We start from the raw sequence: 24399 nt of genomic DNA on the forward strand, positions 1-24399 counted from the left end.
CGGTCAAGCTGATCCTTCATTCAGGGATAAGCTATGGGACATATACTCCACGGCAGCGCCACGACCACGCACGACGGCGCAAGGCGGCTTGCAAGCGCCATTGATATCAGGAATGCAATCCTCCCGTTGCGGCGAACCCCTAGAAACAGCAAATCGCCAATCGCCAGGACCAAACTGTCGATGGCAGCTATCACGGGAACAAATCGAGCGCTTTCTAACGGCCGCGGAGGCACTTCACAGGAGCATCGTCAAGCCGCTGATATCGCCGCATTGCGATCATTACCGGTCCACGCGAATCTTGCACGAGGCGCTGCTGAAGGCCGTGCGGGAAGTGATGGGCAAGGAAGTCGAGTTCATCCACCGGGCCGGTGCGGCCTTCGCCTGGTGTTGACGCGGATATCAGCCATTTCTAAATGTTGATGCATGCGGCAGGTTGTGCCTTCACATCGTCTGCCGATGATTTTTTACCACCGATCGGCCCGCCTCTCCCCGAGCGCGGCTTACAACCTAGGAGAAAAGCCAGACATGGCACAATCCGTTGAACCGCCGATATTGCCAGAGGGAAACCCAGATCGTGAGGTGAACTGTGAAGTCGCGTTAGAAGCCGCATTCGCCGCCTTGGTGACTACGTCAGAAATGCAAGGTTGGACGCCCCAGGAAACGGCTGCAACTCTGCTTAAAATCGCGACGGAACATGCCCACCGGCTTGAGGCTGCTGCCGCCGCAGAGTTGCTGACCAGTAAGGACAAGGCAAAGGCCGAAGTTCTGGCGAAAAATGGCGACAAGGTGCGCGTCGACACGATCACGCCGAAGGTGAAGAAGCGGTAGACCATAAAAAGGCCGGCGCCCTCGCTGAGCAAATAGTGTCCCATTTCCTGAGCCCCAGCACGAGCAGCTCCGATGGAACAAAATTGAAATTGCAACGTTCGTGGACTTGCGGGGCGATGTGTCGTCCGGCAGCGGGGTGGCTTGTGTCCTACATGGATAGATAGGGGGAGGGGCGCTGTGAGTGTGCAGGCATCCAAGGAACAATTGGACCGTCGAAGCATCCTGAATTCTCTAAAAGCCTTTCGGCGCGGTGATTTTTCCATCCGAATTGATAATGTCTACGAAGGGGTCGATTCCGAGATCGCCGATACCTTCAATGAGATCGTCGACCTCAACGATCAGGTGACGCGTGAATTCGCGCGCCTGAGCAAAGTGGTCGGCAAAGACGGGCGGATTGGCGAACGCGGCCGCGTCCGAAACGCTACCGGCAGTTGGGAATCCAGTGTCCGGTCGGTGAACGATCTGATCGAGGACATGGTGCAGCCAACGGCTGAAGTTGCGCGCGTCATCGGCGCCGTCGCCAAGGGCGACCTGTCGCAGACCATGATGGTCGAAATCGACGGCCGACCCCTGCGCGGCGAATTCCTGCGCATCGGTAAGATCGTCAACACCATGGTCGGCCAATTGGCCTCTTTTGCCTCTGAAGTGACGCGCGTGGCGCGCGAGGTTGGCACTGAAGGCAAGCTCGGCGGCCAGGCTCGGGTCAAAGGGGTTGCCGGTACATGGAAAGACCTGACCGACAACGTCAACGCGATGGCCACGAACCTGACCGGGCAGGTCCGCAACATCGCAGAGGTTACAACCGCAGTCGCTTCGGGCGATCTGTCGAAGAAGATCACCGTCGATGTCAAAGGCGAAATCCTGGAGCTGAAGAACACGATTAACACGATGGTCGACCAGCTGAATTCCTTCGCTTCGGAAGTGACACGCGTGGCGCGCGAGGTCGGCACCGAAGGCAAGCTTGGCGGCCAGGCGCGCGTCGAAGGCGTCGGTGGGACATGGAAGGATCTCACCGACAATGTGAATTCCATGGCCGAGAACTTGACCGGCCAGGTGCGCAATATCGCCGAGGTGACGACGGCCGTCGCCTTGGGCGACCTGTCGAAGAAGATCACGGTCGATGTGAAAGGCGAAATCCTCGAGCTGAAATCGACCATCAACACGATGGTTGACCAGCTCAATTCATTCGCCGGCGAAGTGACGCGCGTGGCACGCGAGGTTGGCACCGAAGGCAAGCTCGGCGGCCAGGCGCAGGTACGCGGTGTTGCCGGCACCTGGAAGGACCTTACCGACAACGTCAACTCGATGGCTGAGAATTTGACCGGCCAGGTGCGCAACATCGCCGAAGTGACGACTGCGGTCGCTTCGGGCGATCTTTCGAAGAAGATCACGGTCGCGGTGCAGGGCGAAATCCTGGAGCTGAAGGACACCATCAACACGATGGTCGATCAGTTGAACTCCTTTGCCTCTGAAGTGACGCGCGTGGCGCGCGAGGTCGGCACCGAGGGCAAGCTCGGCGGCCAGGCCGAGGTAAAGGGCGTCGGCGGCACCTGGAAGGATCTGACCGACAACGTCAATCTGATGGCTGCCAACCTGACCGGGCAGGTGCGCAACATCGCCGAGGTGACGACGGCCGTGGCGCGTGGCGACCTGTCGAAGAAAATCACCGTCGACGTCAAAGGCGAAATCCTGGAGCTCAAGGACACCGTCAACACGATGGTGGATCAGCTGAACTCCTTTGCCTCGGAAGTCACGCGTGTGGCGCGCGAAGTCGGTTCGGAAGGCAAGCTTGGTGGGCAGGCTCATGTCGAAGGCGTCGGCGGCACCTGGAAGGACTTGACCGACAACGTCAACGCGATGGCCGGCAATTTGACCGTGCAGTTGCGCGACGTGTCTAAGGTGGCGACAGCGATTGCCACCGGCGACCTGACGCAGAAAATCACGGTCGATGCACTGGGCGAGATCTTGCAGATCAAGGACGTCATCAACACGATGGTGGACCAGCTCAATTCCTTCGCGTCGGAGGTTACCCGCGTGGCGCGCGAGGTCGGCTCGGACGGCAAGCTGGGCGGCCAGGCCCAGGTGCGTGGCGTCGCCGGCACCTGGAAGGATTTGACCGACAACGTCAATGCCATGGCTGCCAATCTGACCGGCCAGGTGCGCAACATCGCCGAAGTGACCACGGCCGTGGCACTTGGCGATCTGTCGAAGAAGATTACCGTCGACGTCCGCGGCGAGATTCTGGAATTGAAGGACACGATCAACACGATGGTCGACCAGCTCAATTCCTTTGCATCGGAGGTCACCCGTGTGGCGCGCGAGGTTGGCACCGAAGGCAAGCTGGGCGGCCAGGCGCAGGTGCGCGGCGTTGCCGGCACATGGAAGGACCTGACCGACAATGTGAACTCGATGGCCGAAAACCTGACCGGCCAGGTGCGCAACATCGCCGAAGTGACGACCGCCGTGGCGCGCGGCGATCTCTCCAAAAAGATCACGGTCGACGTCAAGGGGGAAATCCTCGAGCTGAAGTCGACCATCAACACCATGGTGGACCAGCTCAACTCATTCGCCGGCGAGGTGACGCGCGTGGCGCGCGAGGTTGGCACCGAGGGCAAGCTTGGCGGCCAGGCGCGTGTCGAAGGCGTCGCCGGGACCTGGAAGGACCTGACGGACAACGTCAACCTGATGGCGACCAACCTGACCAATCAGGTGCGCGGCATCGCCGATGTCGTGACAGCGGTCGCTCAGGGCAATCTCAGGCGCAAACTGACGGTCGATGCCAAGGGCGAGATAGCTTCGCTCGCTGACACCATCAACGGTATGATTGAGACGCTGGCCACCTTCGCCGACCAGGTGACCAATGTTGCGCGTGAAGTGGGCATCGAGGGCAAGCTCGGCGGTCAGGCGCGCGTGCCCGGTGCCGCCGGCCTGTGGCGCGACCTCACCGACAACGTCAATCAGCTTGCCGCCAACCTGACCACTCAGGTGCGCGCCATCGCCGAGGTTTCGACGGCAGTCACCAAGGGCGATCTGACCCGCTCGATCAGCGTCGAGGCCTCCGGTGAGGTCGCCGCGCTTAAAGACAACATCAACGAAATGATCCGCAACCTGAAGGATCAGACACTGAAGAATGCCGAGCAGGATTGGTTGAAGACCAATCTCGCACGGTTTTCGCGCATGCTGCAGGGCGAACGCGACCTCGCCACGGTTTCGCGGCTGATTATGTCCGAGCTCGCTCCTCTGGTGAACGCGCAATATGGCGTCTTCTATGTCACCAACCGAGATGAGGAGGAATCCTATCTGGAGCTTGCGGCGTCCTATGGCGCCGAAAGCAGGGCTGCCATCAAGCAGCGCCTCGATCTGCGCGAGGGCCTGGTCGGGCAAAGTGCGGCCGACAAGCGCGCCATCATGCTCGACAATGTGCCGCCGGAATTCCTGCGCGTCACTTCAGGTCTCGGCAGCGCCTCGCCGGCCAACGTCATCATTCTGCCCGCCTTGTTCGAGGATGATGTCAAGGCAGTCATCGAACTGGCCTCTTTCAGCGAATTCCGTGACACGCACCAGTCATTTCTCAATCAGCTGATGGAGTCCGTTGGCATCGTTCTCAACACCATTGCCGCGACCATGCGCACCGAAGGTCTGCTCAAGCAGTCGCAACTGCTGACTTCGGAATTGCAAGCGCGCCAGACCGAACTGACCAAGAAGCAGGAAGAGCTGCATGCGACGAACGAGGAGCTGCAAGAAAAGGCGCAACTGCTAGAAAACGAAAAGAAGCAGGTGGAAAACAAGAATCTCGAGATCGAGATGGCACGGCGCGCGCTGGAGGAGAAAGCCGAGCAGTTGGCGCTCACCTCGAAGTACAAGTCCGAATTCCTGGCCAATATGAGCCACGAACTGCGCACTCCGCTCAACTCGCTGCTCATTCTCTCAAATCTGCTTGCGACGAACCAGCAAGGCAATCTCAATGAAAAGCAGGTCGAGTTCGCGCGCACCATCAACTCTGCCGGAACGGATCTTCTCAGCCTCATCAATGATATCCTCGACCTGTCGAAGATCGAGTCCGGAACCGTCTCCATCGACATCAACGATATGCCGGTGAACCATCTGCGTCAGCATATGGAACGCACGTTTCGCCAGTTGGCCGCCGACAAGGGCCTCGGCTTCACCATCAAGGTCGATCCCGCCCTTCCCGAGACGGTGCGAACGGACGAGAAGCGCCTGCAGCAGATTGTCCTCAATCTGCTTTCCAACGCATTCAAGTTTACCTCGGAGGGTGAGGTCAGTTTGAATTTCCGCGTCGAGAAGGCCAATCGCCGTAACGGCTCTGGAAACGCGACCAAGGCCTTGGCGATCGCCGTGACCGACACCGGCATCGGCATCCCGGAAGACAAGCAGAAACTGATCTTTGAAGCTTTCCAGCAGGCAGACGGAACCACCAGCCGCAAATATGGCGGCACCGGGCTCGGGCTATCAATCAGCCGGGAGATCGCGCGCTTGCTTGGCGGCGAATTGCGGGTTGAAAGCACGCCGGGCAAGGGCTCGACATTTACGCTGGTCATTCCCTTCGCGGGGCCCCGAGTGGCGGCAGCGCAGTCGGCCTTGCCCGCCTTCACCCAGGCTGTTGCCGCGCCAGCATCGCAGGGCAGCCCGCCTTTGGCGGAGCTGATCGACGATCGCGATTCCATCGCGCCGACCGATCGGGTCGTGCTGATCGTCGAGGACGACCCGACCTTTGGCGGGTTGCTGCTTGGTCTCGCGCGCGCCGCGGGCCTCAAGGGCGTCCTGTCCAATGCAGGATCCGGCACCTTGGCCCTGGCTCGCAAACTGGTTCCCGACGCCATTACACTCGATCTCGGTCTTTCCGATATCGATGGATGGGTGCTTTTCGATCTGTTGCGGCACGATCAGAAGACGAGGGCCATTCCCATCCATGTCATCTCGGGTGCAGAGGACATCGAAGGTCTCGCCCGCAAGGGGGCGTCCAGCATCTCGACAAAGCCTGTCTCTTCCGATGAACTGATGAAGGTGTTTCAGGATATCCATTCCAGGAAACTGCGCATCCAGCGCCGCGTTCTGGTCGCCGACCCCGATCCGGAGCGCCGGCTATCGCTCGTAGAAGCGATCCGCGACGGCGTGACCTCGGTCACGGCGGTCGGCCGCTTCGCGGCAAATGCCGACGAGGTCGGCATGGCTTCCTATGACGCCGTCGTGCTCGGCTTCGGCCGCTCCGCCAAGGACAACGCTCAAACGCTCGATGAGGTCACCGGGCAGTTCGGCGAAGCCTTGCCGAAACTGTTGTTCTTTGCCCCGCACCCGGACGCGCTTGAACAGGTGCTGGCGTTGAATCCGGCGCTCGCTAATGCGCCGCGAGCGGAGAATTTTGCCCAGCTGGCGCTTCACATCTCCGCGACGCTGCCGGGAGAAGGACGCGAAGAGGGCGCAACAGGAGGGGAACGGGCCGGCAAGTCGGATCTCGCGGGGGCGAAGGTTCTCATCGTCGACGACGACATCCGCAATATCTACTCGCTCACCAGTGTCCTGGAGACCTACGATATCCAGGTTCTGCATGCCGAGCGCGGCCGCGACGGCATCGCGCTGCTGGAGCAGACGCCCGATGTCGACGCCGCCTTGATCGATATCATGATGCCGGAAATGGACGGCTATGAGACGATGCGGCGCATTCGCGCCACGCCGGCGATCGCCCACATCCCGCTGATTTCCGTTACCGCCAAAGCGATGAAAGGCGATCGGCAGAAATGTCTGGACGCTGGCGCTTCCGACTACATCGCCAAGCCGGTCGATCTTGATCTGCTGCTGGCGTTGCTTCGTGTGTGGATTGGTCGTTCCCGGTCACGCGTCGCGACCCCGGAAGAAATGTTCGTGGCGGTGAACTGACGGGCGCCCATGCAAAAGCTTTTGCGAAATAAAGTCAGAAAACTTGAGGTCGCCCAGTTCGCCGAAGGACCGCCAAGAGCGCGGATCCTCGCGGTGGACGACGACGAACGCAACCTGCTGGCGATCAGCGAAGTGCTTGCCTCGACCGGTGACGTCATCTGCGCCCAATCGGGCGAAGAGGCGCTGCGTTTTTTGTTGAAGGAGGACTTTGCCGTCATCCTGCTGGATGTCCTCATGCCCGGAATAGACGGCTATGAGACCGCTGCGCTTATCCGCCAGCGCGAGCAATCCAAGCGCACGCCGATCATCTTCCTCACAGCCATCAACAAAGAGGAGGCCCACATGCTGCGCGGCTATGATGCCGGCGCGGTCGACTATGTGTTCAAGCCGTTCGATCCGGTCATGCTGCGATCGAAGGTCGCGGTTTTCGTCGACCTCCATGAAAAGACCCTGGAAATCCAGCGAAAGGCGGCGACCGAGCAGGGACTGCTGGCGCAGGCCCTCCAGGCGCAGAAGGACAAGCTTCAGGCGGAACGGGCCCTTCGCAATGCAGAGGAACGGCAGGACGCAATCTTGGGCTCGCTGCCGCTCTGTTTCCACGCGCGGGCAGCCGCGCCGCCCTTCGCGGCGCGCTTTGTCACCAAGGGTGTCGAGCGTCTGACCGGTTTTTCGCCTGAAGACCTGACCTCGGATCCGGCCTTCGGCCTGAGCCGGGTCCACCCCGAGGATCTCCCACGATTGGAGCAAGCACTGCTTGAGGCAAAAAGCAGGGGTTCTTATACCTGCGAATTCCGCTGGCTTTGCGCCAATGGCGAGTATCGCATCTTTCTTGATCAGGGCGTGATGTCGAACGGCTCCGACGGAAGCGAGCCCGAGATATTGGGCACGTTGCTTGACGTGACGGAGCGGCGCGGGCTGGAAGATCAGCTGCGGCAATCACAGCGTCTTGATGCAATCGGCAAGCTGACGGGTGGGCTCGCCCACGATTTCAACAATCTGCTTGCCTCTATTCTCAGCGGATTGGGGTTGCTTGAACGCCGCGGGATACTGGATGACCAGGCGCGCCAGGTTATCGATCTGCTGCGGCGCTCTGCCAAACAAGGGACCGATCTCGTCACGCGAATGCTCGCCTTTTCCCGTCGACAAACACTGAAACCGGAAGCGGTCCGGCTTGCCGCCCTCGGCGACACGATGAACGGCTTGGTGGCCCCGGTTTTGGGAGGGTTGATCCGCTTCGATTGGCAAATCGACGACTCGGTATGGCCGGTGCATATCGACGCCGGACAGCTTGAACTTGCGTTGATGAACCTGGTCTTCAATGCGCGCGACGCCATGCCGTCCGGGGGTACCATAGCGGTTCATGCTCAAAACCGGTCAGTTCTAAAGCGATCGGAAGACCTTCCGGCGGGTGACTACGTCGTGCTGACAGTCACGGACACGGGCTCGGGCATTGCTCCAGATATCCTCGCGAAGGTCATCGAGCCCTTCTTCACCACAAAACCAGTGGGCAAGGGAACCGGGCTCGGTCTCAGCACGGTCTACGGCTTTATGAAGCAATCTGGCGGGACGCTGCGCATCGAGAGCGTCGTTGATCGTGGAACAGCCATGCAACTGTGGCTCCCCCGCTCGCTCGAAGAACCAGCCACCCCTTCTGTGGAAGCCGACGTCGCGCAAATACTGCCAGACCCCCGCACCGAGCGCCCGTCGATCCTTTTGATCGATGACAGCAACGTCTTGCGGCAACTGACGGCCGAGTCACTGCGCCAACGTGGTTTCGAGGTGACTTGCGCGGGGGGAGGGGCGGAGGCACTGGCCATGATCGAACGCGCTCCAGACGATTTCGACGTCATCGTTACCGACTTTGCCATGCCACTTGTATCTGGAGTGGACGTCATCCGTTTCGCACGCACGCTGCGTTCCGATTGGCCGGGGGTTATCATCACGGGCTATGCCGAGGCGGAAGAGATCGCCGGTCGGCCGGCGGACGTGCCTCTGCTCGGCAAGCCGTTCAGCGACAAGGATCTGCTCGAGAGCATTTTCCTCGCTATGACCAATGCAGAGCCGCGAAAGATCAAGACGAGCTAAAGCGTTTCACCGTTTCGTGGAGACGGTGAGCCGTTCTAGCTCTTGTTTCAACACAATTCCCAAGGGAAAGCGTTTACGCGCTTTTCCCGGCAAACCGCCGCTTTTCCCGGCAAAACCGCTCACATTTCTGAAATTGCTTTAGGGGCATAGGATGCCGGTTGGCAACGAACCCGCGGATTTCCTACTTGCTGAAATTCAGGTTCCCGACAGCCAAGCCCTGTGCCGCTTCTTCGATCGCCGCGCGGTCGTGACCTAGTCGATCAATCAGGTCCCGAGCCTGCTCCCCGGTTAGGCCTGTACGCATCGCCAAGGCCTCCACTGTCAGCACGTCGGGGACATCGCGTGCAAGTGCGGCCTCGCGATCAGGGAGCGGCGCAGAATAGCCCCCGAGTTTTTTCGTTGCGAGCGATCTGGTCTGTCATGAGGGTCTCCGCGTCTACGCGACGCGGTCGCGTATGATGCCGACGCGTTTAGGCAGACGGCTCGCCAGCCTCGCCTTCGGCAGGCGTTGACAGGGCCGGAGCGGCCGTCTTCAATCTGACGGCCGGGCCCTGACCGACTTGATCGCTTAAAGCGATGAACATCACTCCTGCATCCTCCAGTGCCCGCCGGATCCTGGAAAGCTTGGAAGCCGGTGGAGTTCGGACTTCGTTTTCGAAATCGCGGACGCCATCGGCAGAAACTTGAGCTCCCGGCTGCTCTGTCGGATGCACATACGTCGGCATAGCCCGACCGGTGTCCATCATCTGTTCAGTGAAGTAGGTCTTTTGAAAGTCGAGAAGGTCCTCTTCAAGGCGGTCAAAGCATTCGTCCATCTGCTGAATATGCCTGAGCATAATCCTCTTGTCTTCGTCAATCTTGGGGTGGTCAAAAAACGAGGTGACCAGCGCGTGCGCAAAGCCGGTTGCGCAGCTTGCTTTTCGCATGCAGTCGGTTGCTAAGGTTATCCCATCTGGCCAGATAGGCTGCGTGTTTTGAGAGTGCCTCCCACAGTGCCGCGTCAACCATCTTGTGTTTAGCGTCGAATGAGACGATAGCCCAATATGCTCTCTGAGCGGCTTGTTCTATGCTTTGCCCGAGGCAATTAATCCGAACAGTTCTGAATGCAACCATTCCACGTAAGTCCATACGGCCAACGCCTTCCCGAAAGCGACATACATTTCTGTCTCACCGCTGAGCGTTTCGCTCATCACTCTCTCCTCTTCTGTCGGCACGACTACGCTGATCGAATTGTTAAAGAAATTGAATCCGCCGATGCCTCGCTGACCCAGTGAAGCTACCACCTAGATCGTTAGAATTGGTCTGGGCGAGCCGAGCGCGACAGCTGAAAAAGGCGCCTTGTCGATTGGACGCGTAAAATGTCAGGGCTCCTTGAACCAAAGTCACCGCGCGTCGGTCTTGCCGCGTTTGCGGAGTTTACTTGCACCTTTTTCCTCTCGTGGCGTCGCAGAACCCGCCCCCTTGTCCTTCTCTGCGGACTTTCGCGCCTTGGCGGCTGCCTTGACCGTCCTAGTATCGAGGCCACGCAAGGTTAGGTCGATGCCGACGACAGCCAGATCCTCTACATTGGGGTACTGGCTGGAAATTACCGACCAATGCTGGCGAAGTGCGGTAAGCAGGGCCTCAAAGCTCTCGGCTTTGCCGCCGCCAGGCAAATCCCAGCTTTTCTTTGTACCGATATAAACGAGGAGAAAAATGCCCCTACTGGAGCGGACATCACGCAAATAGTCACCACCGAGCTGCACCTCCATGCGTTCGAACAGATGTGGACCCGTCCAGTTGTCGGCGACCTTAAGCTCGACGGGAACCGGAGCGTCGAACGTCGCGCCTCGAAATCTTAAGTCGGGCCGCTTGGCGTCGGCCAGTTCCTCTTCAGACGGGATGCTGTATCGCCCCCCGGCCTTGTCGCGAAGCCAGCCCCCGATGAATTTGCGGAACTCGGTTTCTTGGTCGGTGCCCTGCAGGATCGACGCGATGCTCTCGTCCGCGTGCTCGAGGTCGTGTTTGAGATCCTCGAGCCGTTCGACGCCGAAGTACCAAAGTTCTCGGTGATTAGCTGGTGTCGCGACCCTGGCATCGTTGAACTGCTTGACCTGGCTCGGCTTCCAAGGGGCAAAATCGGCATCGAGCGTCGCCTTGGTCTTGGCGTGAAAGCCCATCCACGGCCGAGATCTCGCCGCAGGGTGCGTGCGCTCCATCTCCATCAGGGCGAGATAGGCCTCTTTGCCCGGCGTCTCACGGATGAAGGTGAAAAGTGCGTTGCGGGCGTCCTGTGCATCGTCGCGCAGCCCCGGCGAATAAACGCCCGTCCCAGCGCGTTCGATGTCATCTTCCTCGCGAATGTACCTCGTCATCAGAAGATACAGCGCCTTCATGTGCCCGACAGTGCGGTAGGCGAGCCTTGCTCGGCCTTCCTGCCGTCGCCCACCAAGTAACGGTACGACGAAGCGAAGAGCGAGACTGGTCTGTTCTATGGGATCGTTCAATGCCGCAAGGCGGGCAGCGAATGCCGGGATTGCTGCGTCTGGGTCAACGCCGACCCAGGTGGCATACCAGATTGGGCTGAAAACTGGATCGTATTTCGCGCTCGCCTTTCGGGCCGCGATCTTGGCCACTTCCGCGTCGGATACCGAGGAGCCCTGAATGATCGAAAGAAGGTAGCCGAGGTTGAGCGGATTGACCCGTTTGCCGCTGAGCGTCGGCAACAAGGCTGTGGCGATCTGGTCGCGCGCCCATTCGCCGTGCCATGCCATATCGTAAAGGACGTAATGGCTTTCGCCGTCGCTCGTCTCGGTGGCAAGTTCGTGGCGGATTTCCTTCAGTAAGACGCCGACAACCTGGTCGGGAAACGCGCCGTGGAGCTCGGGCAACCAAGCCGGAAATCCGTTTAACTCGGCAAGCGCATATTGCGCCGCCCTTTCCGCCTCGGCAGGGGTCAAGCGCTGGACCCAATGTTCCTCCTCGCGCGCTTCGATCGCGAGGCCGGTCAACCCAAAGATTACCGCGAAAGGAGTCTGATTGGCTGGTGCGCCCAGTGATCGGGTCTGAGGCTGATAGTCGCGCCAAAACCGCACGGTGGCGTCGCGGAATGCACTGGCCACTGGCTCGCCATAGGTCTCAATCAGCGAACGCCAATTGCCCTCGGTCCAGTGGTTGCTGCTGTCGTCGGCCGCCCCTCGCATCCGCTCATGCAGGTAATGTTGATCGTGGGTGTACATGCCTGCCGTGCCCGGATCACGAATCTGATCGACGCGCTCGGCCAGGAGCGCCCTGTCACGCTCCAAGCGCTTCTCTCGGGCCGCCGATATGCGCGCGTCGCGCCGCTTCCACTGCGCCTCGCGTCTGCGAAACTTCGTCATCCCACCCGCAGGAGGGTGGAGCAACGTTTCCAGCTTCACGCGCAAGGCGTCGTCCTTGGCGGCGAGACGTTTCAACCGCTCGCGCCACTTCCGCGGACGGCCGCCGGCGACGAACAGGCGGAACGCGAGGGTCAGGGCGATGAGGCGGTCGTCAAGCAGCGGCCGATTGGCGACGTCGCCCTCGATGATATCGAAGCTGGTCGGGTCAAAGCCCCAGTAGCTGCCGAATATCGACACATACCAATAATCGACGAGACGGTCGACTTTCTCGCGCGCCCGCCATGCGCGCTCCTGGGTGACGGATTGCCAGAACACGGCATGGTTGAGGTCCGGCCATTTCTTCACGAGGTCCGGCAGCTCTTTACGAATTTCCTCGAAATCGTGGCGGCCATGGTCGCTCGCCATCGGAAGCAGACACAGCGCCCTCAGAGTCGCCGATGAGAACGCCGCAGGGTCACGCGCCTCGATCAGCCGTATCGCCACGCGCGCAGCCGTCGAAGCCAGCCATCCGTATTGCTGCGATATCTCACAATGGCGACGCTCGAACACCGGCTCGCGTTCAAGGAGGCACACCAGACCCTCCATGAGCGGGCCGAGCAGTGCGAGCGGGAGCTCGTTGACGCAACGCGCAAGCGGGTCGTTCAGTGGATCGACCTGATGCGGATCCTTGGCTGCCGAGCCTTCGAGCGCCTCCATGAGCCAAGCGATCGCTTCCATCGTGTGAGGGAGGTCGACTAGCAGTTCGGCGAGCCAGTCACGGGACAGCGGCGGTTCCTCTCCAACGAAGTTGCGGCGGACTTCCGCGACGTCGGTCGGGGTACCGACGGTCAGAACCGCCCGGATCGCTGCGATGCGGGTATATTTGGCGCGCGAGGTGAGCGCGAAATGCTTGGCCTTGTCGGCGAGCGCCTCGAGACCGCCCTGAAAAACCATACGCAGCAAAAACCAGGTGATGTCCTCATCACCGGCATATCGGTCGAGCAGCGCGCGAATATCGTCGGCAAGATCGGGGTTGGAGAAGCGCTGCACCGCTTCAAAGTCCATGACGCTGCGACCATGCGCTGGCTGCGCAAGCTGCTCACAGGTTTGTCGCAGGATACGGCGCCTCGTCTCCAGCGGCAGCTTGCTGGGATCGCCGCCCTCGAATAGGATTTCCGGTGCCAGGTCAACGACCTTGTTTAGGATTCGGCGATCGAGCACCGCAAGCCAAGGCAGCACAGGCCGCATCGTCGGCACAATCACCTCGATGCCATATTGCTTGCGGAAGAACAGACTCTCGATCTTCGCGCGTGATCCTTCGTCAACAAGCAGCGAATTGAGCCACTCGGCGGTCAAATACTCCCGGACCGAACGGTGATGGAAACGCACCGTCCCGTATATTCCGGGGTCGAAGATTGGGCGGCTGAGCAAGATAGTACAATCTTGATCATTCCAATCCGTCAGTACGTCTTTGATAGGCAGGCCCTTCGTATTCTGATGCCCGTCGGGAACGCGGATGGCGGATTCCTGACACAGAGTTGTGGCCGCCGCGATCAGTCGGGCACCTTCGCGAACTCGGTCAATGGAGATAGGTCGCGCATCGGCACGGTCCTGATCGCGCTCCTCCAATCGCTTGGCGATGCTACTCGTCATCAGATCGAGACGTGACCCGATACTCTGGTGATCGTTCCAAAACTCGATCGTCTCGGCGAGATCGAGCGGCCGTGTGGTGAACGACCAGGCCTCGGCACGATCGACCGCCTTTCTGAAGGCCTTCAGATCCACGACGCCCTTGGCACGGGCGAATGTGTCGACTTGGCTTCCGTGAAGGTCCTCCAAGGTCACAATACGGAACGGCTCTTTTACATTAGGTCGTTTGATGGTCCGATCGTTCGCAAGGGTATATTCCCCCTGGAATTCGGGCTCGTTCTGTGTGCCCGTGGCCGGAACCATCCAAGGCAGATTGCTCCTGCACAACAGAAGGTCTGTAGTCGGCCGCCACGCTTCTGTGCGGCCCGTAATGATGATGTGCGCCTGCTGCAGAATGCGCTCGATCTTTCTACCGATCTTGCGGATTGCACGTTCGAAGTCCTTGGGATCGCGCAAGCGCGCCTCGTCGATCGAGTCGAGAAACAACCAACCGGGCTCGGCCGATACGATCCACGCTTCGAATTCCTCGGGGCTCCCCTCCTCGAAGCTAGTCTCGAAATCCTCGCTCACATGCTCGATACGCAGAAAGAATGCATGTTTGCCGTCCCGCCGCTGGCGCCTGCAGATGTGCCGTATTTCCTCAGTCTTGCCGGACCCTGCCTCCGCCAAGACGATGACTCGAGGCTCCACAAGAAGATCGGCCCAGTGAGTCGGTGTCTCGCGCCCCCAAAGGCGCACCATCTTCGCCTCATCGCCCTCATCGTCGGAGATGGCGAGGTCGCGAAAGGTGCGGTCTAGTTCGATGAAATTGTCGAAATCCCTGCACATGACCTGATTGTATCGTCGTTGCTGCGATCAGTCGCTTAATATTCTGCTTGTGTCTCGACGGTAATTAAATCGAGGCTTGCGATCACTCGGCATTTGACTCGATATAATGTAGTTTCATGCGTGAAACCGCTGACGGAGTTAGGAAGTATGATTGACGACCTTACAGTTGTGAAATCAGCGACGTTTTTCACTATCAGGAAGAATCTAAGCGATAAAGCTGTGGAGGATATGTTCACAGCTCTTCGCAAGACGCACGGCGTAACCGCGCACAACATTTTCAGGCACATCCGTGAGATGCAGGGCAATACGCGGTGGTCGGCCATCTGCTTCGAGTACGAAACGCCGCCTGCATTTCTCGATCCGGCATCAGGTGTAAAAGAGAAGCTCTGCGGGTACTTGATGCTGGTTGAGTATCACGGGCATGCGGCGCTTTTTTCCTCACGCCTCGGCTTGCCGACTGCGTTCAAGTCCCGGCACTTTGCGCCGATCGCGGTTAGTCGGATGGAAGGCGCAATCGCGCGAGAGAACGCGGTGTTCCAGAAAATGCGAATGCGCAACATGTCGTTGTCACCGTATGTGATGAGGAACAAGACCTTGGAGGCCCCGAACCTTGCGAATGTGGTAGGCCCGGCCGGCAGCCGACGATACGCCCCGCAGACATATATGGTTTCGATCGATGGCATCTATAGCACCGCAACCCCGAGCACAGGTCGCATTGGAGTTCGATCGGACAAGGTGAGTCACGGTGAGTTGATCGAGTTCGCCCAAAACATAATCGACGCCCTGCGTGTCGATCATGTCGATGTCTCGCCATTTATCAGGACATTTGCGCGGCCCATGTCGCTTGCAGATGCCCTTGCCGCGTCACAACCCACAGCGCTCGCGGTGGACACTGCGCGACTCGCGGTCGCGGCCGCAGGCGACGAAGCCACCATACGGCTGGTTTATGTCGGCGACGAAGTCATGGAACTCTCCGCTGATGAGCTCAACGAGCTCCTTAGCCAGCTCGACCAAGCGCTCGCCATCGAAGGGAATGAGAGATTGCGTGGTGCGAAGTTACCAGGCAGCGACGACGAGCTTGCCACGATAAGTCTGAACAAGAGTCGCATTGCGCTCAGATCGTTGACTCTCGGCATGGCTGCCACGGTGAAGGTGGAGACCCTCGGTCTTCCGTTAGGAGCGGATCCGGAACGTCGATCGCTATGTTCATATCTCGATGACGAAGATTGCTTCATCGTACTTTTCGATGACGTTCGACTTTCGTACATCGACGGCCAGGTGTTTCGGGATGAAACCATGCTGGATGGAGGGGCGTCGTTTCTTCCGTACCTACATTCGGATGCATCTCTGCAGACCGTTGTCGACGAGAAGGGTGCATTCGTAGCTGGCCAGGTGGCATTCGACGGGACTTCCACCTTCGGGGCCATCGTCGACCACGTTGGCGCGCAGGATGACGTCCTGATCTGCGACGACCTTGGGGATGAGTGGGCTGACTTCATTGGCATCAAGGAAGAGGCCGGTTTCGTCCAGGTATCTTTCTACCACGCGAAACATGATGAATTGACGCTTAGTGCCGGATCGTTTCACGTTGCAGTCAGTCAGGCGATTAAGAACCTTGGCAATATGATGTTTCCGCCTGAGCGAATGCAGGCCAAAGTCCAGAGCTGGAACGCCACATACAACGCCCAAGGCCAGCCGACACAGATCGCGAGGACCGTTCGGAACAACAAGGGGGACCTTGGCGAAGTCATCGTGCGTGCAAGAACAGCGCCCGATGTGCGGCGGCGAGCGATAATTGTAACGTCGTCGCTTAGCAAGCGTGCGGTCTCGGACGCCTTTGCCGCTATCCAAGCTGGGCAGCGGCCAACCCACACATTTGTACAACTGTATTGGCTCCTGCAATCTTTCTTTTCTGCTTGTACAGAGGTGGGCGCGTCTGGGTCAATCGTCTGTCAGCCGTAGCGAACAATCCGCTTTCTGGAACTCCGAAGCTGAATGAAAGGCTGGAATGAGCCGGATACCAAGCGTTTCACTGGCTGACAAACTTTGCGATGGTCGCCTCACCTTCAACTTCGCAGACCGAGGGATGGCTTGCTTGCAGGTACTGATACTGCCCGCCGCTTGCTGTGCGTCATTAGATCTGGAAAAGCGACACCGACCGAGTATAGTGGCATCAGCTGGCTCAAAATCAGCCTTACGCGGTCGGAACTATGTCGCTCAGAAAGTACCGATTCTCCGCTGTAGAACGGTGGGTTGTTCTCTCGATCCACGGGAAAAAATGTTACTTAAGCGGAGAGCCCCTAAATTTACTTAACATGGAGATAGACCATATAATACCTGAGAGCCTTCTCGGTAATCCTGACAGATTAGCTTATATATTAAATTGGTACGGTCTGCCGAAAGACTTCGACATTAACAGCTATGCTAATTGGTTGCCTGCTTCCAGGAATTGCAATCGAAAGAAAAGTAATTCGGTATTTGACCCTGGTGGTGCGATTCTATCGTATTTGGAGCAGGCGAGAAAAAATTCTGCCAAATGCGAAGCCCTTGAACGAAAATGCCTTGACGACGAAGAGGCTGCGAAAATACTTAATGAAGTAGAGAGAGCATTTGATTTAAGAGCTGCCGACCTGCTGGTGCAATCGGAATTTAATAGAGTGGCCTCTATGGATGCCAATTTTTCGCCATTCAAATATGTTGACGATACCGGTAATATTTCTATTTCTATCGTAAAGAGAAATAAGGTTTTATCGGTAACCGAGTTTGAAGCAGGCGGACAAAAATCTATACATTCGCTACTGTCAACTTTTGGTGATACAATCGCCAATATAGATGCCAGTGGGAACGTAAATATAAGATGGAAACCATCTGTAACGGTGGAAGTCAAATTTACGCTCGGCTTCGCCACGTTCAGGTCAACTATGACTTATGAGTCAAACACGCTAGAGGTTCCCATGTCGTCGCCGATTTTGTCCAAATTTGGAGAGATTGCGGAAAAACAATACGGGGAAAAATCACAACTCCCCTCGTTTATTTATGACGATATACTAACGATTTATCGCCGTAAAATCGGACGGTAGCTACGAAAAGCGGTCGCTTCGATAAGGTGTCTCCAAGGCTAACGACCGCTATGAGTAAGTTCACAGCGGGGCTGCAACGTCGGCAATGAGGCGCAAAGCCGCCACTCGCTCGCTACGGCGCCCCGCTCGATGTGATGAAGATGGCGACGCCGATGAAGGCGCTGGAAGAACAGACCCGCCGCAACATGGAAATGTTCCAGAACGCGATGCTGCTGTTCACGCCTTTCCCGCCCGCGGGCTCGGCGCCGGCCGCGGCTCCCGCCGAGCCGGCCAGGAAGGACGCGCCGCCGGAGAAGTCCGACGATCTGCAGCAGCTGAAAGACCAGATCGCGGCCATGCAGCGCAAGCTCGATACGATGTCGTGAGCCGGCCAGCCGGCAAAGCCAAATCACGCTTGTAGGACACCAGGCTCCTTGCCCGAGGCGTGACCGTCGGCGTCGAGCGCCGCCACATCGGCATCGGTGAAGGACAAGCAGACCGAGGTGTTCGACCGCGTCGCCTTGTATCCCGGGGCCAACGTGACCCATGCTCGCCGCCTATTACGCCGTGGTCGCCGGGAAGATGCTGCCGCACATCCAGGATGGGCCGCTTTCGCTTGGTGCGCGATACCGAGGGCGACCTGCAACAGACTTTTTTCAGAAGCACAGACTGCCAGGCATGCCCCGACCGCATCCGCCACGCAGTCCGGTAGCAATAACCATACTAGATGGTTAGCGACATTCGCCAATTTGGCGCGGACTGCCTTTGCCGCAAATTCGAGAGCGTCCCGCTTCTGCGGAAGGCCCCCGCATCGCCGTCTGGAGTGAGAGTACGGACCGGTTTGTCGTGACGGGTTGAAAGCTGGAGGACGGGCCTCCTGCGACCGTCGCGGAGAACCGCGATGTCCAGACCTTGCGCTCGCGTCGGCGCCGACCGGGCAAGCCTCTATGACGATATCACCAACAAGATCATCGCCGAGCTGGGGGTCGGCCGCTTCCCCTGGGTGCAGCCCTGGGGCACGGCGGCGGCGAAGGCGCCGCTCGCCATGCCGAAGAACGCCGCCACCGGGCGGCGCTATTCGGGCATCAACGTGCTTCTGCTCTGGGTGGCCGTGACGGCATCGCCGTCCATTTCCTCGACGTGGTATTTTGGCACCGTCGCGCTCCTAGCGTCCAATTCGATGCGCAACGTGGATTACCCTCGCTTTGTTGCATTCGCGCTCGGATTTCCGGTTTTGGAACTATTTTAGCTCAATCTTATTTAATGGCGGTCTGTCAGAGTTCCGTGCATGCGTTTGAAGTTTGTCGCGCCCTTGATGCCGACCCTTGTCGACCAGCCTCCCGAGGGCGTTGGTTGGATTCTCGCGCAGAGGGCAAATATGGTCCATGCGCGCATTGCATTAATGCGGAGCTTTCAGGAGCGAGCCTCCGCAGGCGTCCACACTGAACCATTACGTTTGTTGTGAGTTGCTCAGCTGATAACCGATCGGATCTGAGGACCCTAAATGTTCGACAATTTCGTACTTGAAATGATTGAAACGAATGAGGGCCTCATCCGGTTGCGGCATGGCGGGTCTGGTCCGCCCCTTCTTCTCCTCCATGGTCACCCTCGCACACATATGACATGGGGACAGGTTGCTTGCCGAAGATTTCCGGATCGTATGCCCCGACCTGCCCGGCTTTGGGGCTTCTTACAAACCGTTTGACCATCCGGAAAGCAGATTCTCGTCCAAGCGGTCAAAGGCACTAGCGCTGATCGATCTAATGGAGCGGCTGGGCCACCATACTTTTTTCGTCGCCGGGCATGATCGAGGCAGTTTGGTCGCTTTCAGGATGGCGATGGACCATCCCGATCTGGTGCGAAAGTTGATAACCGTGGATGGATTGCCGGCGCAGGGTCAGCTAGCGCCGCACACTGCGAGTGGCAGCGCCCTCGGCGCCACGGGCATCGTCGCCGAGCAAAGCAGCGGTTGGCAAACTTGAGCGCGAAGGATCGCTGCGCCGACCACGAGTCAGATGAACTCTCCGCTACTCACGAATGTGCAGCCTCCGAGGGGACCTCCTAAGCGGAACAACGCCTTGTCGAACTTGACGCGTTGCTACGGAACCAGCTCATTCGGCGTACCGAGCGATCGACTGGCTCGACGCTACAGGTGGCGACAGCGCAGTTGCCCGAATTGATGCCGAATGCCGCACCGTGTTTCTTGAGATCGAGGAAAAGGCACCCCGCTATTGCGAACTGAAGCTCGGCGTGATGTGTGCGACGAGCGCTCTGACGGCACTGCGTTTCTTCAAGCGCCCGCAGCGTGACAATAGGACGATTAAGCGTTAGATTTCATCTTACGGCCTGCGCGGAAAAACGCGTGGCAATTTCCCAGGCGAGATGACTAGGCGCCTCGCCGGTAATGGAGTTTATTGCGTATTCATTGCATAGTGACAGGGGGCTCCGATGCCTGGCACTGCACCTCAACAGAGGACGGAATTTCTTAAGGCGCTCTTGATGGCGACCAAAGCAATTGGAGCGCCGGTCCCCGTTACGCCATTCGCCGACTGGGATTATTTCTACACCAACGCAAGCCTCGAATGGCGCGCGGACAATCCCGTTGATGGAGATTGTACTTATGTCCGTGTGCCAAAATGGTTTGTAACAGACCTTGCCAGCACACCACGAATCTTTTGGAGTTTATTCCCGCCTGCGGCGGCGTACTCATACCCAGCCATAATTCATGACTACCTTTACTGGTTTCAGCCCTGCTCGCGCAAGGCGGCGGACAATGTGTTTAGAATATCGATGAAAGAACTCGCCGTGTCCCCTGCCAAAGCGCTGATGGTATACGGTGCGGTGCGCACCGCCGGCTTCACCGCATGGCAGCATAATCTCAACGAGAGATCATCCGGCAGTCGCAGAGTACTCAAGCGAGTTCCCAGCGATATGACTATTACATGGAAGGAGTGGCGGCTTTGTGAGGACGTGTTCGACGATTAGGGAGAGCGTATATGTTCCAACAACCTTCGCGACGCGCTCTGGTAATAGGTAACGGCGCGTACCACGGATCTCTATTTCTTTCGAACCCGGCGAACGACGCAGACTCTATGGGTAATTCCCTCGAAGGGCTTGGATTCAAGGTCGATATGGTTAAGAATGGAACATATGCGACCCTAAACACCGCAATTGAGCAGTTCATAGATCGTCAAGAGCCGTCAACACATAGCGTGTGTCTATTATATTTCTCTGGGCACGGCATTCAAATAAACGAGCAAAATTATCTAGTTCCGATCGACTACGATAGTGAGGTCGGCAGCATGAAACTTATTCGGCTACAACATGTAATTGATCAACTTTCAACCCGAAGCGATGTTAGAATCGTATTGCTGGACGCATGTCGCAGTGCAGCTCCGGGCGAAGCTGCAATTGGTGCTCGTTCATTGAAGCTGATATCGAGAGACAGGGCCATATTCATCGACGGGAAAGACAGCATCGGTAACGGACTCGCAGCTATCGAAGCGCAGCGCAACACCTTCATTGGTTTTGCTGCGGCGCCGGGAGGTGTTGCATATGATGGAGATCAGGCGCTAAGCCCGTTTACGGGCGCCTTAGTTAAATACCTGGGATCTGTGGATCTCCCGTTGTCTAACTTGACCAGTCGAGTACGGCAAGAAGTGTTGATCTCCACCCAAGGCCGACAACACACGTGGGATCAGTCCTCTTTGATGGAGCCATTCTTTTTTAACCCGGGAACGCTGTTGCTATATACTGGAAACCTTATGGCCTTTGTCGGACTATTTGTTTCACTTATCCCTTATTCACTAGTGCTGTGGGCAAATGAGTCGCCAGCTACCATCCTATATGCTGGATTGTCACCACTGATATCGCTCCTTATTCTCCTGAGCGGGATGCAAGGGGTCTATTCTCGCGTTCGAGGCAAGTTTCGATATCACTCCGGTGCTGATATATCGCTCCAGCGGCATCTCCTGGTCAGTGTGAAACAGGGGGCCATTGGAGGATATATAGGCTCTCTGCCCGGAGCTATCTTTATAGCAGTGCCATACCATTGGCTGTGGAATGTGTACATGAATTTGACCGGGGGAACGGAGCCGGAATCGCTGGGCGCCACTCTGCTGGAAATAGGTACTGCCACCTCGCTATCGGCGTGTGTTCTTGGCACTATGGCTATTTTCGGTACGAGGGTTAGTATCGGAATCTGGAGCGTTCGGGTAACGAACAGACCGTCGCGTATCCAGACCGTGTTAGGTGCGAGCGTCGGGGGAGCAATCGCAGGCGCGCTCACAGCACCGTTTCTGCTTTTGTATTTTGGGGATTTGGATCGACCCGGTCTGACACCGGCATTTTTGTTACCTGGTGCTATTGTTGGAAGTTCGATTGTGATTTTCACGGTGGTTAACTTCGATTTTGAGCGATTGACCGGCCGCCGCGTAATCGCTGGCCTATTAGGCACGGTAGGCGCCTTTGCTTTGGGCTCGATCGGCGCGATTAGCTTATTTGGCGCATTGTATCTTTTGGGAGTGGTCGATCGTACAATCGGATGGCTTGAGGCTGATCTTTGGTCTTTTTCGGTAATCGGATTCGGAGGATTGGTATACGGCACTCCTGTGGGATTGATACTCGGTTTTACGATGGGCGCGGCAATTGTCGTAACACAAGCTTTTTCTGGAAGGCCGGTTATTGCTGACACGGGATCATTTTAATGGTGGCGCTCGTTCGTACGATCGCAATCGCGATAGTGGTTGCATTGTTTTGTTTAAGTAATGATGCTGTAGGAGACGACGGCTACGGGAAGCTGGATTTCAAATGGCTGAATAAAGAGCAAGAGAATCTGTTCTCCGAGCGACTTCAGTCCCTTGCGATGGAAGAGGCGCTTTTGCTTCGATGTGGTCGCTCAGATACTTTTGCGCAGCGGGCGGAGGACGCGATACGATCGTGTGTGACCAAGGATGCATTGGATCGTGCGCGCGGTGTATTTGACGCGAATGTCAAAGTCTTCACTGACTATATGAACAGAAACCGTCAGCCTTGCGAGCACATTCCATTGGTCTCCAGGCCGTCTCTCGGCGTTCATATACTAACAGCGCCGAAGGGCGTAGTATCCAAAGGGGCCGTTGTATATAGTGTCGCGCCAACGTTTCCAGCGGCCCGCGCTGGTATTAGGAGCGGCGACGTTATCGTATCTATAAACGGTGGTCCCGTGGCGGACATCAGAGAATTGCAGGAGGCATTGGCGGGCCTTCCAGTGTCGAAACCTGTCAAGATAGGGGTGTTGCGTGGAGGGGCTCATATTGTTTTGTCTGCGCCCTTTCTTGTGTTTTTGCCTTATTCCTCCGACGGTCGAGTGGTATTTGACGGTCCTGAAGCAATAAAGTTCGATCTGAATGACATGGCAAAAACCTTGTCACAACTTGCGAAGTTATGTCAGTTATGTAAGTATACTGTGTATAGAGCGTATTGTAACTAGCAGGTTAGGATTACGAAGATACTGATGATATTGATAACCCGGTTCGAGATGAGCAAATGTCAACCTGCGCATCTCAATCGCTTCCTGCCTCTTGGTGGCTTGATCGGATTGGGTGGTGGCAGAGTTTCGCCTGACGCTCCTGATCGGAGCATTTTTCGTTTTGTGGCCTGGAGGCCGTGATCCTCAACAAGGCCATGGGCCTTGTGGTCGTCGCATCGGCGCTGGCATTCAGGGCTTCGATAGTCCCTCGCAGCGCTGCTGGTTGTGATCGCAATCGCCCTGATGGTTGGCCAAGCGGGCGATCCAGTGCTTAGGGGATCAGCTCATATCGTCGCTGCTGTGGCACCCTTCCGCTTTCATGAAGAGTTTCGGGCGCCGGCAGGCGTCCCGAGTAAGGAACCGCGGGCCACAGGCGATGGCTATGAGGATTTCGATTTTCGGCAGATGTCGGCGATGCGCGACCGCGGTCGGGAAACTCTGGGGTGAATGCGGACAGACCGCTTCGTTGCACCTCCGCGGGGTGACGGTGGGCGGCTGGGCGCGGCTCTGTCGGAGTCGATATTCACCTTAGACGTGCGTCGATCCGTTGCCGGAGGCTGAGTGCCTGCAGCTGAAGGCAGCCGAAGATCGCTCGAAATCAGGTGGCATGGACCACGTTCTCGACAGGCTAAATGCCCGTCACGGTGCGCCCAACGTTTGAGGCTCTGACAACCAGCCTTCACTAAGCCTTAGGCTTGCGCTTGGCAGGCGCCTTTCGGGTCGCGGTAGGTTGCGGTTTGCGTCCGAGCCCCGCCGCTTTCGCTAGCCTAGATCTTTGGGCCGCGTCGTTTGGCGCAACCATCGGGTAGTCTGGCTTTAATCCCCACTTTTCGCGGTATTCGTCTGGCGTGAGCGCGTAGTGAACCGCAAGATGACGTTTCAGCGATTTTGAATTTCTTCCCGTCTTCCAGGCAGATGATGTAGTCCGGCGTCACCGACCTTTTCGGATTGACGGCGGGTTCCTGCTGAGACTGATCGGGCACATTCGGCTGACCAAGGCCTGTCAGCGACGAATGGATCGACGCGATGAGGTCTGGCAACCCAGCGACGGGCAAGGGGTTTGGCTGACATAGGCGGAGACAATGTCTGCCGTCAGCCCGACCAGATCGGCCGTCACCGCTTCGTTTTGATCACTCAAGTAATCACTCCTGGTATGGGGTCAAATCCGCATCGCCTACTTTCTGTATATCGCAATTTTGAGCGATGC

General features: G+C 57.7%; 13 protein-coding genes and 5 pseudogenes. 13 read left to right on the plus strand and 5 right to left on the minus strand.

Annotation, left to right across the window (positions count from 1 at the left end; genetic code table 11):
- Positions 1 to 525 precede the first annotated feature (525 nt).
- The 3 genes from ACWGS8_RS22025 (at position 526) to ACWGS8_RS22035 (ending at position 8808) form a co-directional block, all read left to right on the plus strand.
- Positions 526 to 828: a hypothetical protein gene (locus ACWGS8_RS22025; protein ID WP_454582877.1), complete on the plus strand. Its 303-nt coding sequence runs from the start codon at positions 526 to 528 to the stop codon at positions 826 to 828.
- Between the two features lie 183 nt (positions 829 to 1011).
- Positions 1012 to 6723 carry a HAMP domain-containing protein gene (locus ACWGS8_RS22030; RefSeq protein ID WP_454583042.1) on the plus strand — a complete coding sequence of 1904 codons (5712 nt, stop codon included), beginning with the start codon at positions 1012 to 1014 and terminating at the stop codon, positions 6721 to 6723.
- A gap of 9 nt (positions 6724 to 6732) precedes the next feature.
- A complete protein-coding gene (locus ACWGS8_RS22035) occupies positions 6733 to 8808 on the plus strand; it encodes a response regulator (RefSeq protein WP_454582878.1) in 2076 nt (691 codons plus the stop codon).
- Positions 8809 to 9278: 470 nt separating this feature from the next.
- Here ACWGS8_RS22035 and ACWGS8_RS22040 read toward each other — a convergent pair whose 3' ends face one another.
- From ACWGS8_RS22040 to ACWGS8_RS22050, 3 genes are all read right to left on the minus strand, one after another.
- Entirely contained in the window at positions 9279 to 9734 is a 456-nt protein-coding gene (locus ACWGS8_RS22040; RefSeq protein ID WP_454582879.1) for a hypothetical protein, read from the minus strand.
- Between the two features lie 138 nt (positions 9735 to 9872).
- Positions 9873 to 9998 (minus strand): hypothetical protein, encoded by a 126-nt coding sequence (locus ACWGS8_RS22045; protein ID WP_454582880.1) that lies wholly within the window; start codon positions 9996 to 9998, stop codon positions 9873 to 9875.
- Between the two features lie 192 nt (positions 9999 to 10190).
- Positions 10191 to 14624 (minus strand): NACHT domain-containing protein, encoded by a 4434-nt coding sequence (locus tag ACWGS8_RS22050; RefSeq protein WP_454582881.1) that lies wholly within the window; start codon positions 14622 to 14624, stop codon positions 10191 to 10193.
- A 147-nt stretch (positions 14625 to 14771) separates the two neighbouring features.
- Here ACWGS8_RS22050 and ACWGS8_RS22055 point away from each other — a divergent pair, with 147 nt between their 5' ends.
- The 3 genes and pseudogenes from ACWGS8_RS22055 to ACWGS8_RS22065 form a co-directional block, all read left to right on the plus strand.
- Positions 14772 to 16586, plus strand: coding sequence for a hypothetical protein (locus ACWGS8_RS22055; RefSeq protein ID WP_454582882.1), 1815 nt, complete (start codon positions 14772 to 14774; stop codon positions 16584 to 16586).
- A gap of 353 nt (positions 16587 to 16939) precedes the next feature.
- Complete coding sequence (locus ACWGS8_RS22060) at positions 16940 to 17704, plus strand: hypothetical protein (RefSeq protein WP_454582883.1); 765 nt, start codon at positions 16940 to 16942, stop codon at positions 17702 to 17704.
- A gap of 119 nt (positions 17705 to 17823) precedes the next feature.
- Positions 17824 to 18069: pseudogene (locus ACWGS8_RS22065) on the plus strand (polyhydroxyalkanoate synthesis repressor PhaR); the annotation flags it as partial.
- Between the two features lie 23 nt (positions 18070 to 18092).
- Here the strand turns inward: ACWGS8_RS22065 and ACWGS8_RS22070 are convergent.
- Entirely contained in the window at positions 18093 to 18221 is a 129-nt protein-coding gene (locus tag ACWGS8_RS22070) for a hypothetical protein (protein WP_454582884.1), read from the minus strand.
- Positions 18222 to 18229: 8 nt separating this feature from the next.
- On the opposite strand from ACWGS8_RS22070, the gene ligD reads away from it, so the two are divergent.
- From ligD to ACWGS8_RS22105, 7 genes and pseudogenes are all read left to right on the plus strand, one after another.
- On the plus strand, positions 18230 to 18418 hold the full coding sequence (gene ligD, locus ACWGS8_RS22075; RefSeq protein ID WP_454582885.1) for a non-homologous end-joining DNA ligase LigD: 189 nt from the start codon (positions 18230 to 18232) through the stop codon (positions 18416 to 18418).
- A gap of 166 nt (positions 18419 to 18584) precedes the next feature.
- A pseudogene (locus tag ACWGS8_RS22080) lies at positions 18585 to 18798 on the plus strand (ArdC-like ssDNA-binding domain-containing protein); the annotation flags it as partial.
- Positions 18799 to 19187: 389 nt separating this feature from the next.
- Positions 19188 to 19572, plus strand: a pseudogene (locus tag ACWGS8_RS22085) (alpha/beta fold hydrolase); the annotation flags it as partial.
- Positions 19573 to 20182: 610 nt separating this feature from the next.
- Positions 20183 to 20668, plus strand: coding sequence for a DUF1353 domain-containing protein (locus tag ACWGS8_RS22090; RefSeq protein WP_454582886.1), 486 nt, complete (start codon positions 20183 to 20185; stop codon positions 20666 to 20668).
- Positions 20669 to 20679: 11 nt separating this feature from the next.
- Positions 20680 to 22389 (plus strand): caspase family protein, encoded by a 1710-nt coding sequence (locus ACWGS8_RS22095; protein ID WP_454582887.1) that lies wholly within the window; start codon positions 20680 to 20682, stop codon positions 22387 to 22389.
- Positions 22389 to 23153 (plus strand): PDZ domain-containing protein, encoded by a 765-nt coding sequence (locus ACWGS8_RS22100; RefSeq protein ID WP_454582888.1) that lies wholly within the window; start codon positions 22389 to 22391, stop codon positions 23151 to 23153. Before ACWGS8_RS22095 ends, ACWGS8_RS22100 begins: the two co-directional genes overlap by 1 nt.
- Positions 23154 to 23201: 48 nt before the next feature.
- A pseudogene (locus ACWGS8_RS22105) lies at positions 23202 to 23416 on the plus strand (hypothetical protein); the annotation flags it as partial.
- Positions 23417 to 23874: 458 nt separating this feature from the next.
- Here the strand turns inward: ACWGS8_RS22105 and ACWGS8_RS22110 are convergent.
- Positions 23875 to 24330, minus strand: a pseudogene (locus ACWGS8_RS22110) (MucR family transcriptional regulator).
- Between the last annotated feature and the right edge of the window lie 69 nt (positions 24331 to 24399).

The organism is Mesorhizobium sp. 43Arga (genome assembly GCF_053714255.1).

Excerpts from the sequence above, each read along its gene's own strand:
- ACWGS8_RS22025 (WP_454582877.1), top strand. The coding sequence starts at position 526 with ATGGCACAATCCGTTGAACCGCCGATATTGCCAGAGGGAAACCCAGAT.
- ACWGS8_RS22035 (WP_454582878.1), top strand. The coding sequence starts at position 6,733 with ATGCAAAAGCTTTTGCGAAATAAAGTCAGAAAACTTGAGGTCGCCCAG.
- ACWGS8_RS22040 (WP_454582879.1), bottom strand. The coding sequence starts at position 9,734 with ATGCGAAAAGCAAGCTGCGCAACCGGCTTTGCGCACGCGCTGGTCACC.
- ACWGS8_RS22045 (WP_454582880.1), bottom strand. The coding sequence starts at position 9,998 with ATGAGCGAAACGCTCAGCGGTGAGACAGAAATGTATGTCGCTTTCGGG.
- ACWGS8_RS22050 (WP_454582881.1), bottom strand. The coding sequence starts at position 14,624 with ATGTGCAGGGATTTCGACAATTTCATCGAACTAGACCGCACCTTTCGC.
- ACWGS8_RS22055 (WP_454582882.1), top strand. The coding sequence starts at position 14,772 with ATGATTGACGACCTTACAGTTGTGAAATCAGCGACGTTTTTCACTATC.
- ACWGS8_RS22060 (WP_454582883.1), top strand. The coding sequence starts at position 16,940 with ATGGAGATAGACCATATAATACCTGAGAGCCTTCTCGGTAATCCTGAC.
- ligD (WP_454582885.1), top strand. The coding sequence starts at position 18,230 with ATGCTCGCCGCCTATTACGCCGTGGTCGCCGGGAAGATGCTGCCGCAC.
- ACWGS8_RS22090 (WP_454582886.1), top strand. The coding sequence starts at position 20,183 with ATGGCGACCAAAGCAATTGGAGCGCCGGTCCCCGTTACGCCATTCGCC.
- ACWGS8_RS22095 (WP_454582887.1), top strand. The coding sequence starts at position 20,680 with ATGTTCCAACAACCTTCGCGACGCGCTCTGGTAATAGGTAACGGCGCG.
- ACWGS8_RS22100 (WP_454582888.1), top strand. The coding sequence starts at position 22,389 with ATGGTGGCGCTCGTTCGTACGATCGCAATCGCGATAGTGGTTGCATTG.